Here is a 12,055-nt window from a genome sequence, read left to right on the forward strand (position 1 = left end):
TACCAGCTCTACCGCCAGGCCGACGGCTCCTGGACGGGCGCGGCGCCGGCGGCCGCCGACCTCGGCGAGTTCGGCGAGTACCGCGCGACCGTGTGGGCGACCTACGGCTCCGAGAGCCGCGGCTGGGTCACCGCCACAGTTAGCATTCACGATGGGGATTGTAAAATCATGTCACAAGGTGTTTATAGCTCCAGCAGCATGATCGCTGCTTTTGCACGGGCGGGCGCGGCTTTTCCTGCTGATGTTTACTCTGCATATGGAGCGGGAACTATTACCGAATTTTGCTCTCTTGTTCTCGAGGAGTCAGCCTCTGAAGGCGTAAATCCTTATGTTGTCTTTGCGCAATCAATGCTTGAAACTGGTTGGCTAAAATTTGGAGGCCAGGTAAAGCCTGAACAATGCAATTTTGGTGGAATCGGCGCTTTGGATAACGGTGTACAGGGTGCGTCATTTAATTCATATGGCCTAAATTCTGTTCGCATTGGAATTAGGGCGCAAGTTCAGCACCTCAAGGCCTATGCCTCTTGTGATAATTTGGTTAACGCATGCGTTGACCCTCGTTTTCAATACGTAAAGAGGGGCTCTTGTCCTTTTGTCTCTATGCTTGGAGGGAAGTGGGCTTCTGACCCTGATTATGGATATAAGATATTGCGTATTGTTTCATCTTTATATTCAAATTAGTTGTTTTGCAGGAAGTATCTTATGGGTTTTCTTTTTCCTTTACTGTTTTTTTCGATAGGCGCGTTTGCGTTCAGTAATATTTTCCGGCTCTCAGTTTTCAGATCTTTTCCTGCTTTTATGATATTTGCAGTGTTAGTTCTCTATATAAGTGGGCTATTGTTTTCCGACTTTTCATTTGGATTGTTGGGGATAAACGCCTGCTTATTAATCTATCTTGGATTTTCATTTTATTCGGTCTTTTTTCAATCTAAAAGGGTAAGAAAAGAGTCAAATACTGATGGTCAATCGGTGTTTTGTGCAGTATTAATCTTCTGTTTGCTTTATACATTTGTTTATTTAATTGATTACAAACGTTCATTTTCTATGTGGGATGAATGGTCTCATTGGGGCGTGATGGCCAAAGAGCTTCTTAGGCTAAATGATTTTTACCTGAATGATTCATCAGTTCTTACTGTTCATAGGGATTACCCTCCCTTTCTGAGCATCTTGGAATATCTTTACGTTCGTGTCTCATGTTCTTCTGGGTTCAGCGAAGCATATTTATTTAGATCCGTCCATCTGTTTGTGTTTTCGCTTCTAATGATTCCACTTGAGAAAATACATTGCAAAATCGATCCAATCTCCAGCTTGGTGTTCGTCGTATTTCCTATTTCGCTTGTATGCGTGTTGTCTTTTGGACCATGTGGGCAGGAGACTTTGTTGTCTCTCTATAACGACTTACCTCTTGCGGCTCTTGTGGCGACGGCTTTATATATTGCCCTAGAATCGGATAATTTTGATTTCAGCACAACGGTTCTACTTACATTGATCCTATCTGCAATATTGTTAACCAAGCAGATTGGAATCGCCTTTTTTTGCCTAACGATATTTGCGTTAGCTTTAAGGCTGGTCTTTCTGCAATTTAAGTCAACCTCAAGAGGTGATGCTGTTAATTGTGGCTATAAAGCTATTGCAGTAATTGTGTTTCCGCTTTTTCTCAGCTTTTTGTGGAAAAATAGGGTATCAATTTCAACTGCAGATCAACAGTTTGACCTTTCGAAGATTAGTTTATTCGATGCTGCAAATGGAGTTTTAACGGGTTCTTTTGCAGAACCATATAGGACCGAGACTCTGACTCATTTTATTCATTCTTGTCTTGATAACTCATTTGTTACTTATCCAGTGAGTTTAAGCTACTCTTCCTGTGCCTTCATTTTGATTTTACTTATATGCATAGCTATTTATTATGGCTATCGAGGCAATAACATTGGATACGCGCGGCGTATATTGGTTACGTGCTCCGTGTTTGTCGTGGGTTTTATTGGATATACAGTTTCAATGTTACTTCTTTACCTGTTCTGCTTTGATGCTTATGAAGCTGTGAATCTCGCTTCATTTAATCGTTATTTGGGAACGTTTGTATCCATTGAAATGATATATTTCTTCATGATTTCAGTAGACTTTGCACTGCGCTTAGACAAGTCTGGTATTAGGCCTTTCAACTCAATGTTATTCATTCCCCTTTGTTTGTTTATTGTTCTCACTTCAACTAATGCCCTTCAAAGCGCTTTAAGTAGCAATGTAGCTTCCTCTGTATTGCCGGCACAATGTATCGCTGAACAATTATCGAACTATCTTTCCGATGATGATAGTCTTTATTTGATTGATCAGGATGGCGATGGAGGCACTTTATTTCAAATTGCCTATTATTTAAACCCCTGTAAGACCAATACGAATTCTGCGTTTCGATTCGGTAAAACGTCCGACAGTATTTACAATGTAGATTGTCGTGATCAGTCGCTTGGAACATACATTGCAGAATACAAATATCTGTTTGTACACAATGTGAACGATGATTTCTGTTCGAGATTCTCCTCGCTTCTCAATTCGGGCGATAATTTTGTTGATAATGGTTTGTATGTCATTAAGCATACTGACGGTAAAATTAGATTAACGCTTGTCGCTGTTATTCATTAGCGATCTAAGGAATTATGTATTAATGCGCGATTTTAATGCACCTTTATTTTCAAACTTGATTTGGAATACTTTCGGTTCCGTTTATTATCAGGGCTGTTTGTGGCTGTTAACTGTGTTGGTTGTGCGTTTCAGTTTTGATTTTCAGAACTCTGGCTACCTTGCTCTTGCAATGAGTATTGGAAATATTATGTTTGCTTTAGGTTCTTATAATATGAGAACCTATCAGGTCGCTGACGTCCATAACCGCTTTTCCCTTTCAAATTATATCGGCCTTCGCTTGTTTACAGATATTGTCGCCTTGTTTTTTTGCTTGATTTATTCGTTCTTTATTTCGCGATCTATTTCAAGTTTTACCGTTTGCTCTGCTTACGTTTTTTTTAAATTTGACGAAGCGTTTGTTAATGTGATTTATGGATTTGAGCAGAAGAAACAAAGGCTCGACCTCGTTGGTAAGTCATATGTTATACGAGGTTCTCTGTATATAGCTGTTTTTACTTTTGGGATGCTAGTCCTTTCTAGCTTATTCTTTTCAATATGCTTGATGGCCCTCTCGGGTTGTTTAGTGACTATTCTTTTTGATATCAGGCATGTAAAGAATCAATGGCGTTTCGTCGAGCTAGTCCCCTATATTTCAAAATACGATTTAATTTATCTTCTGAAGACCTGCTTTCCTTCGGTTATTGCGCTGTTCGTCAGTACCTTTGTCGTCTCTGGTGCTCGGCAGTATTTTGCGTTCATTTACGGCGAGGAAGCGCTTGGAATTTACGCCTCAGTCGCTACGCCATGCGTTGTTATTCAAGTTCTTGCACAAAATTTGTATCAACCCATTATTGGGCCGATTGCAATGGATTATCGAACTGGTTTACTCGAGAAATCTATTAAGAAGGTTAAACTGTCCTTAGTGGTTGTTGCCGGTGTCGGTATTTTTCTGTCACTTTTACTAAGCTTATTATCACAACCATTGTTGTCGGCTCTATATGGTTTAGAGATTCTTCCGTATGTGGATCTATTTCTTCCCGTGCTGGTTGTTTCGACGCTTGCAGCTTGTCTGGGATTGCTCACTGATTTGCTAATTGTTTTTGGCCACATGAAATCCACCCTGCTCGTCAATCTCGTGGCTTTAGTTGTCACCATGTCACTCCTTCGGTTTACGTGTAGCGCTTGGTATATGAATGGTATTAACATTGCTCTACTATTCGGTTATTCTGCCGCACTATTATTGGGGCTGTTTCTTCTGTTGCAATCATTGTGTTCATCAGCTGGTTTAGATTGATAGATCAGTGTGCGAAATTGGAATTGTTGAAGGTGAGTAATCTATATGGATAATTTTAAAGACAAGACCCTCATGATCACGGGCGGCACGGGCTCGTTCGGCAACACCGTGCTCAAGCACTTCATGAACACCGACCTTGCCGAGATCCGCATCTTCTCCCGCGACGAGAAGAAGCAGGACGACATGCGCCACCGCCTGCAGGAGAGGTCCCCCGAGCTCGCCTCCAAGGTGCGCTTCTTCATCGGCGACGTCCGCAACGCCCAGAGCGTGCGCGACGCCATGCACGGCGTGGACTATATCTTCCACGCCGCCGCCCTGAAGCAGGTGCCCTCCTGCGAGTTCTTCCCCATGGAGGCCGTGCGCACCAACGTCATCGGCACGGACAACGTGCTCCACGCCGCGATCGAGGAGGGCGTCGACCGCGTCGTGTGCCTTTCCACCGACAAGGCCGCCTACCCCATCAACGCCATGGGCAAGTCCAAGGCCATGATGGAGTCCATCATCTACGCCAACGCCCGCAACGGCGCAGGACGCACCACCATCTGCTGCACCCGCTACGGCAACGTCATGTGCTCGCGCGGCTCTGTCATCCCGCTGTTCATCGACCGCATCCGAAAGGGCGAGCCGCTCACGGTCACCGACCCCAACATGACCCGCTTCCTCATGAACCTGGACGAGGCCGTGGACCTGGTGCAGTTCGCCTTCGAGCACGCCAACCCCGGCGACCTGTTCATCCAGAAGGCCCCTGCATCCACCATCGGCGACCTCGCCGAGGCCGTGCAGGAGGTCTTCGGCCGCGTTGGCACCCGGGTGATCGGCACCCGCCACGGCGAGAAGCTCTTCGAGACCCTCATGACCCGCGAGGAGCGGCTGAGGGCCGAGGACATGGGCGGCTACTACCGCGTGGCCTGCGACTCGCGCGACCTGAACTACGACAAGTTCGTCGTCGACGGCGAGGTGGAGACCCAGGCCGACGAGTCCTACACGAGCCACAACACCGAGAGGCTCGACGTGGAGGGCACCATCGCCAAGATCAAGACCGCCGAGTACGTGCAGCTGGCGCTCGAGGGCCGCGAGCACGAGGCGGTGCAGTAGGGTGCGCGTCCTCGTCACCGGCGCCAGGGGCTTCGTCGGGAGGAACCTCTGCTGCGCGCTCAAGAACATCCGCGACGGCAAGGACCGCCGCGCCAAATACCAGCCGCTCCTTCCCCTCGAGGTCATGGAGTACGACCTCGACTCGGCGCCCGGGGAGCTGGAGGACTACTGCTCCCGCGCCGACTTCGTCTTCAACCTGGCCGGCGTCAACCGCCCAAAGGACCGGGCGGAGTTCATGGAGGGCAACTTCGGGTTCGCCTCCACGCTGCTGGACACGCTCGAGCGCCACGGGAACACGTGCCCCGTCATGCTCTCCAGCTCCGCGCAGGCGAGCCTGTCGGGCCGCTTCGAGGGCTCGGTCTACGGCGAGTCCAAGCTCGCGGGGGAGGGCCTGTTCCGGGAGTACTCGGAGCGTACGGGGGCGCCGGTGCTCATCTACCGCTTCCCGAACCTCTACGGCAAGTGGTGCCGCCCGCGCTACAACTCCGCCGTGGCGACCTTCTGCGACGCCATCGCCAACGGCCGCCCCTACACCGTCAACGACCCGTCGGTGGAGCTGGAGCTCCTCTACATCGACGACCTGGTCGGCGAGATGCTGGGTGCGCTTCTGGGCGAGGAGCACCGCTGCGGCTACGAGGGTCTTGACCGCGTCGACGGTGACGGGTTCTGCTACGTCCCGGAGACCGACGTGAAGTCCCTGGGCGAGATCGTCTACCTGCTGGACAGCTTCCGCGACAGCCGCGTGACGCTCACGGTGCCCGACCTGGCCGAGGGCTCCTTCTCCAAGAAGCTCTGGAGCACGTTCCTGTCCTACTACGAGCCGGGGAACTTCGCCTATAGCCTGAAGCCCAACACCGACGGCCGCGGCTCGTTCACCGAGTTCCTGCGCACGCCCGAGCGCGGCCAGGTCTCCGTCAACGTCTCGAGGCCCGGGATCACCAAGGGCAACCACTGGCACATGAGCAAGTGGGAGAGGTTCCTGGTGGTCTCCGGCACCGCGTCGATCAAGCTGAGGAAGGTGGGGGAGGACGCCGGGGGCAACCCGTTCCCCGTCGACGAGTACGTCGTCAAGGGGAGCGACATGCGCGTGGTCGAGATGATCCCCGGCTACACGCACTCCATCACCAACCTGTCCGACACCGAGGACCTCGTGACGGTCATGTGGGCGAACGAGCCCTTCGACCCCGAGAGCCCCGACACCTACTACGAGGAGGTCTAGCCGCATGGGCAAGGACTATTCCGATATCGCATTCAGGGACGACGGCCGCCTGAAGCTGCTGATCATCGTGGGCACCCGCCCCGAGGTCATCCGACTGTCAGAGGTCATCAAGAAGTGCCGACGCCACTTCGACTGCCTGCTGGCGCACACCGGCCAGAACTACGACTACACCTTGAACGGCATCTTCTTCCGCGACCTGTCGCTGGACGACCCCGACGTCTACCTGGACGCCGTGGGCGCCGACCTGGGCGAGACCGTGGGCAACATCATCGCCGCGAGCTACAGGCTGATGGTACAGGTCCAGCCCGACGCGCTTCTGATCCTGGGGGACACCAACAGCTGCCTGTCCGCCATCGCGGCCAAGCGCCTGCACATCCCCATCTTTCACATGGAGGCGGGCAACCGCTGCAAGGACGAGTGCCTGCCCGAGGAGACCAACCGCCGCATCGTAGACGTGATCTCCGACGTCAACCTGGCCTACTCCGAGCACGCGCGCCGCTACCTGAAGGACACCGGCTGCGCCCCGGAGCGCACCTACGTCACCGGCTCGCCCATGGCGGAGGTCCTGCGCGCCAACCTGGACAAGATCGAGGCCTCGGACATCCTCTCCGAGCTCGGCCTTGAGCCCAGGCGCTACATGCTGCTCTCGGCGCACCGCGAGGAGAACATCGACACCGAGGCGAACTTCACGAGCCTGTTTTCCGCCATCAACGCGCTGGCCGAGAAGTACGACATGCCGATCCTGTACTCCTGCCACCCGCGCTCCCGCAAGCGCCTGGAGGCCAGCGGCTTCAAGCTGGACCCGCGCGTGCGCATGCACGAGCCCATGGGCTTCCACGACTACAACTGCCTTCAGATGAACGCCTTCGCGGTTGTCTCCGACTCCGGCACCCTGCCCGAGGAGTCCAGCTTCTTCGCGAGCGTCGGGCACCCGTTCCCGGCGGTGTGCATCCGCACCTCCACCGAGCGCCCCGAGGCGCTGGACAAGGCGTGCTTCACGCTGGCCGGCATCAGCGAGCGCGGCCTGCTCCAGGCGGTCCACACCGCCGTCGAGCTCGACGCGGAGGGGTCGCTTCCCGAGGCGCCCGTTCCCGACTACGCCGACGAGACCGTGTCCACCAAGGTGGTCAAGATTATCCAGAGCTACACCGGCGTCGTGGACAAGATGGTGTGGAGGAAGATCGTTTAATGGCTTGCTCATGTGCTGGGAAAAAAATACTTGTCGTAACGCAGCATTTTTACCCGGAGACCTTTCGAGTCAATGACATCGTCAAAGGTTTAATTGAAGACGGTGCAAGTGTTGATGTCCTTTGCGGTATTCCAAATTATCCTTCAGGCGAATGGGCCGAAGGATATGGTTATTTCGGCCATCGTTACGATGATTACCACGGTGCGTCTGTCTTTCGTTCTGGTGAAATACGCCGAAAGGGCAATACTTCGATCCGCATTTTCCTGAACTATATTAGCTGGCCGATTACTGCATCTCTCAAGGCATTGAGGCTCAAAAATAATTACGACGTTGTTTTTTGCTATAACACAAGTCCTATTTTGATGGTAATTCCAGCAAGAGTTTCTGCGTGGCGAAATAAATGTCCGCTTGTTACCTATGTACTAGATATTTGGCCCGAGAACCTTTACACGGTTTTGGATGTTCAAAGCAGTCTCATGAGAGCTTTTGCCAAATCATTTTGTGACAAGCAGTATGCTGCCTGTAATAAGCTAATTGCCCTGAGCGACTCTTTGGCCGACAACTTATTTCGTAGGATTAAACCCTTGAATTCGGATGCGTCGATAAGCGTTATACCTCAGCACTGTGAGGAGATTTACGAACGGAAGAGTGTTTCATCTGACCTGAGATCGCAATTTGGGGGACAGTGTATATTTCTTTTTGCGGGTTCCATAACCCCGGCTCAAGGTCTTGATACGGTTATTGAGGCATTCTCACGTGCAGTCACAAATAGTTCTGTTGAGATGAAGCTGCTAATTCTTGGCGATGGCATGTCCAGAGCGGAATTGCAGAAGACCGTTGCAAATAAGGGACTGGGTGAGTCCATTTTGTTTGTTGGGCGCGTAGATCCTGAAGTTGTGCCCATGTATTCAGATATTGCAACAGCAATGGTCGCGCCTTTTGCTGATAATCCCGAACTAGAGCTTACTATTCCAGCTAAGATTTCAAGCTGTATGGCATCCTCGAAGCCAATACTAGCGGTAATGCGTGGTGAAGGTGCCGATGCGGTTCGTTCTGCTAGATGTGGGTTCGTATCCAACCCGTCAGATGTAAACGCCCTGGCAAACAATATGATAAAGATCGCCTCGATGAATAAAGACGATATCGCTTCTTTGGGGGCAAATGGTTTCGATTATTATCGTGAGCATTTCTCCAGAGCTGTCTGTTTGGATAAAATAGAAAAAGCAGTATTTGATTAATTACTCTCTACATGGAGATTCACTGATGTTAATGAATCCGCGAGTTTTGGTTATTATTCCCGCCTTTAATGAAGCATCTAACATTGAGTCTACTGTTAGGGCGGTAGTCGATGCTGGATATGATTATATTGTAATAAATGATGGGTCAAAAGATTCAACATTGGATATTTGCCGACTAAATGGCATTAATGTCCTGGACCTTTCTCAGAACCTTGGTATCGGTGGCGCCGTTCAAGCTGGCCATAAATATGCGCGTCATTACGGCTACGATATTGATGTGCAGGTTGATGGGGACGGACAGCATGATCCCAAGTTCATACCCCTGCTTGTTGATGAGATAGTAAATGGGGCGGATTTAGCCATAGGATCTCGTTTCTTGTCCTCAACGGATGGGTTCAAATCGACTTATCTTCGGCGTGTTGGAATTAAGTGGCTTTCATTTTGGTTGCAGTTATTTACGGGACGGTCAATTAAAGATCCAACGTCTGGTTTTCGCGCATCTGGATGCAGGGCGATTAAATTATTCTGCGAGAATTATCCGGATGATTATCCTGAGCCAGAGTCCATTGCCACCTCGCTTAAAGCAGGCCTAACTGTAAGTGAAGTTCCGGTTAGGATGCGAGAGCGCCAGGGAGGCGTTTCTTCGATTGGCGGTTTCTCCTCTGTCTATTATATGATTAAGGTCTCGCTTGCTATATCAATTGCTTGTTTGACAAAGCGTAGTTAGGTTAATCATGAGTTTTGCTATTCGATTCGGCTCGGCGTTGGTCTTTCTTTTCCTCCTGCTTTATGTTTGCAGTCTCGTTTCTAAAGGGAGACTTCTTCTGAAGTACTCTCTATTATGGATTTTTTTATGCTGTTTAGCGCTTCTTTCTCTTTTGGTGCCTGATCTGGTTTATTGCATTTCAAATTGGCTTGGCTTTATTACGGCTTCCAATTTTGTTTTGGTTATAGCTATCGTTCTCTTGCTGCTGATTTCTTTGTCTTTAAGCATTGCGATCAGCAGATTAGTTCTGGCAATTAAAAACCTTACACAGCGAATTGCTCTTCTAGAAAAAGACCTGGAGAACCACAAGCGAATTCGTTGAGATCCGTCCATATAATTCTAATTAACGCGGTGGGAAAGTACCTATGATTAATTGGCTTCTATTTGTTTTAATATCCATATCAGTAACAATTGCGTTATATGTGCCTGGTTTGCTTTCGTTTGCTAGATTCGATTTACCGAATCATTTATTAGTTGCACTATCCCCCGCGTTTTCGATATTAATTCTATCAGCTGCTATGCTGCTATTTTATGTCCTTAATTGTCCCGTACCATGGTATTTCTACTTAGTATTTTTGGTTCTTATATCTGCTGCCATGGGTTTTTGTAATCGCAATACTATTCTAAATCGCGTTAGATCAGCGTCTCTAAGATCTTGCGGTTATATGACTGTATATATTTTGATTTCCTTTGTACTGGTCTCTTGGATTTATTTAAAAAATCTAGATGGTCCTTCCTCGGTTATTCCATATTTTGATAATGCTTTTGCTCTTTCAACTGTTCGTTGTTTCAGCAATACTAGACTTCATGGTGTTGTTTTTAGTTCATGTTATGGAGATAATCCAGTTCTATTTGATGGAGTTCGATATTATCCGACATGCATGCATTCACTTGCCGCTTTAATTGTTGAGGCTTTTAATGTTTCTCCGAGTGAATCGCTAAATATTATTATTTTTGTTTGTTTATGTCCGGTGCTCTGTCTCTCCGTTCGTAGCCTAATCAGAACGTGTTATCCAGATGATTTAGTTGCCGAGTTCATAGGATGCTTTATTTCTTACGGTTTCGTCGGGTTTCCATGGGGTCTAATTACTTTTGGATCGCTCTTGGCTAATTTATTTAGCCTTGTATTTGTTCCGGCAACCATTTCGTCTGGCATTATTCTTTCGAGGCGAATTCTTGATAACAGAAACGGATCCATTTCCTCCGCCCTTGCAAGCTTTGCTATCCTGATGGTACTTCTTGCGCTAACTCATCCGGGATCGTTGTTTACAACCGGGGTAATCCTTGTCCCGCTCATTCTTAAAACCATAAACAATTATTTGTCTTCAGTTAAAATGATATCGGCTATCACGAGAAAGTTTATCGTTCTAGTTTCTCTTTTTGCGGTTGCCGGCATTTGGGTAATTAGTTTCAATTTGCCTGCATTACATGATACCGTTTCTTTCAATTGGCCCGCTTTCCAGTCTTTGGGCATGGCATTATCGTCACTGCTTACTCTTTCTTTTGCCGATTTTCCTTCTCAGGTTACTATGTCAGTGATTGTCATGATCGCTATGGCTTCTTGTTTTCGCAAGCAAGAAGAGAATAATTGGCTATTGATTTCCGCTGCATTTGCTTGCATTTTGTATATCGTCGATGTAACGACAGATGGATATTGTAAACAGCTATTAACTGGATTTTGGTATACCGATTCTAGGCGTATTGTTGCAATTGTTGTGATTTGTCTTATTCCATTTTCAGCAAGAGGGCTGTCTATAATCTTTAAATGGTCTAACTCCTTTATAGCTAACAAATCAGATTCCAGAGTCTCTCCATTCTGTTATTCATTTTGCTGCATCTTGTTAGTGCTGTTTTCAGTATTTGGGCCCTCGCTGATAGTTAATGGTTCTTTTACTTTAACTTCTCCGTTTAGTTATCTAAGAAATACTATTTCGTCAATTAATGAGCTTCGTGGTAAACCGTTTGTGGATGGACGCGTTGAGACTTTGATGCTTGACAAAGCTGAGATGGAAGCTGGGCCTCGCTTGAAGGATGTAATCGATGATAGATTCGTTGTCTTTAATAATCCTTTAGACGGCAGCTCTTTTCTTTACGGTCTTAATGATATCAATTTGTTTTATCGACTTTCGTCAGCCCAAGATGGTACCGATAAATCAAATCTTTTAAGGAGTCATATCGATGAATATGCAACCAATGCTCAAGTAAAAAGTGAGGTGATAAAGTATGGAATTAGGTATGTACTGCAGCTCGATTACGGTTTGATGCCATCCGGATCTAGTTCATTTTATTGTGTGTATAGTCCGGAATATTGGTCTGGGGTACAGTCAATTGACGATTCAACTCAAGGATTTAAACTGATTTATTCACATGAGGATATTCGGTTATATGAGCTGACTGAGATTTAAGAAATGAAATTCGGGCTCTCCGTGAGTATATGCTCGCTTGAGTGCTGTTGAATATCGCTAAACAGCATCGTAGTTATTGCGCTGGGCACCGGGGCCGACATGGGGGCTTATAGGACAAAATGTGTGTCCACGTTGGGGGCATCGGCGCAGGTCGATGCCCCTTTTTCAGCCGTTTAAATTCCGTGCCCGCTTTTAACCGCTCGGACAGAATGTGTGTCCGGTTGCCTATCGTT

The 12,055-nt window shown here is 48.2% G+C and carries 10 protein-coding genes; all 10 read left to right on the plus strand.

What is annotated here, in order from left to right:
- Positions 1 to 681, plus strand: a 681-nt coding sequence (locus FYJ40_RS08720; RefSeq protein WP_195838634.1) for a glucosaminidase domain-containing protein, incomplete at its 5' end; no start/stop codon positions are given.
- Between the two features lie 21 nt (positions 682 to 702).
- Positions 703 to 2,637, plus strand: a complete 1,935-nt coding sequence (locus tag FYJ40_RS08725) for a hypothetical protein (RefSeq protein WP_154518658.1) — start codon at positions 703 to 705, stop codon at positions 2,635 to 2,637.
- Positions 2,638 to 2,659: 22 nt separating this feature from the next.
- A complete protein-coding gene (locus FYJ40_RS08730) occupies positions 2,660 to 3,910 on the plus strand; it encodes a hypothetical protein (protein ID WP_154518661.1) in 1,251 nt (416 codons plus the stop codon).
- 45 nt (positions 3,911 to 3,955) lie between these two features.
- On the plus strand, positions 3,956 to 5,005 hold the full coding sequence (locus FYJ40_RS08735; RefSeq protein WP_154518664.1) for a polysaccharide biosynthesis protein: 1,050 nt from the start codon (positions 3,956 to 3,958) through the stop codon (positions 5,003 to 5,005).
- A 1-nt stretch (position 5,006) separates the two neighbouring features.
- Complete coding sequence (locus FYJ40_RS08740) at positions 5,007 to 6,224, plus strand: NAD-dependent epimerase/dehydratase family protein (protein WP_370450681.1); 1,218 nt, start codon at positions 5,007 to 5,009, stop codon at positions 6,222 to 6,224.
- Positions 6,225 to 6,228: 4 nt separating this feature from the next.
- Complete coding sequence (wecB, locus tag FYJ40_RS08745; RefSeq protein ID WP_154518667.1) at positions 6,229 to 7,413, plus strand: non-hydrolyzing UDP-N-acetylglucosamine 2-epimerase; 1,185 nt, start codon at positions 6,229 to 6,231, stop codon at positions 7,411 to 7,413.
- Positions 7,395 to 8,651 (plus strand): glycosyltransferase family 4 protein, encoded by a 1,257-nt coding sequence (locus FYJ40_RS09270; protein ID WP_154518670.1) that lies wholly within the window; start codon positions 7,395 to 7,397, stop codon positions 8,649 to 8,651. Before wecB ends, FYJ40_RS09270 begins: the two co-directional genes overlap by 19 nt.
- 25 nt (positions 8,652 to 8,676) lie before the next feature.
- Complete coding sequence (locus FYJ40_RS08755) at positions 8,677 to 9,378, plus strand: glycosyltransferase family 2 protein (protein ID WP_154518673.1); 702 nt, start codon at positions 8,677 to 8,679, stop codon at positions 9,376 to 9,378.
- A 7-nt stretch (positions 9,379 to 9,385) separates the two neighbouring features.
- The gene (locus FYJ40_RS09275) at positions 9,386 to 9,739 is read left to right on the plus strand and encodes a DUF2304 domain-containing protein (protein ID WP_154518675.1); all 354 of its coding nucleotides are present in this window, start codon (positions 9,386 to 9,388) and stop codon (positions 9,737 to 9,739) included.
- 43 nt (positions 9,740 to 9,782) lie between these two features.
- Positions 9,783 to 11,822, plus strand: coding sequence for a DUF6541 family protein (locus FYJ40_RS08765; protein WP_154518677.1), 2,040 nt, complete (start codon positions 9,783 to 9,785; stop codon positions 11,820 to 11,822).
- The last annotated feature ends 233 nt before the right edge of the window (positions 11,823 to 12,055 follow it).

It is taken from the genome of Collinsella sp. WCA1-178-WT-3 (M1), from assembly GCF_009696325.1.
Classification (GTDB): Bacteria; Actinomycetota; Coriobacteriia; order Coriobacteriales; family Coriobacteriaceae; genus Collinsella.

What these genes read in the sequence shown, in the direction of transcription:
- FYJ40_RS09275 (WP_154518675.1), top strand. Translation starts at nt 9,386, where the DNA reads ATGAGTTTTGCTATTCGATTCGGCTCGGCGTTGGTCTTTCTTTTCCTC.
- FYJ40_RS08755 (WP_154518673.1), top strand. Translation starts at nt 8,677, where the DNA reads ATGTTAATGAATCCGCGAGTTTTGGTTATTATTCCCGCCTTTAATGAA.
- FYJ40_RS08765 (WP_154518677.1), top strand. Translation starts at nt 9,783, where the DNA reads ATGATTAATTGGCTTCTATTTGTTTTAATATCCATATCAGTAACAATT.
- FYJ40_RS08735 (WP_154518664.1), top strand. Translation starts at nt 3,956, where the DNA reads ATGGATAATTTTAAAGACAAGACCCTCATGATCACGGGCGGCACGGGC.
- FYJ40_RS08730 (WP_154518661.1), top strand. Translation starts at nt 2,660, where the DNA reads ATGCGCGATTTTAATGCACCTTTATTTTCAAACTTGATTTGGAATACT.
- wecB (WP_154518667.1), top strand. Translation starts at nt 6,229, where the DNA reads ATGGGCAAGGACTATTCCGATATCGCATTCAGGGACGACGGCCGCCTG.
- FYJ40_RS08725 (WP_154518658.1), top strand. Translation starts at nt 703, where the DNA reads ATGGGTTTTCTTTTTCCTTTACTGTTTTTTTCGATAGGCGCGTTTGCG.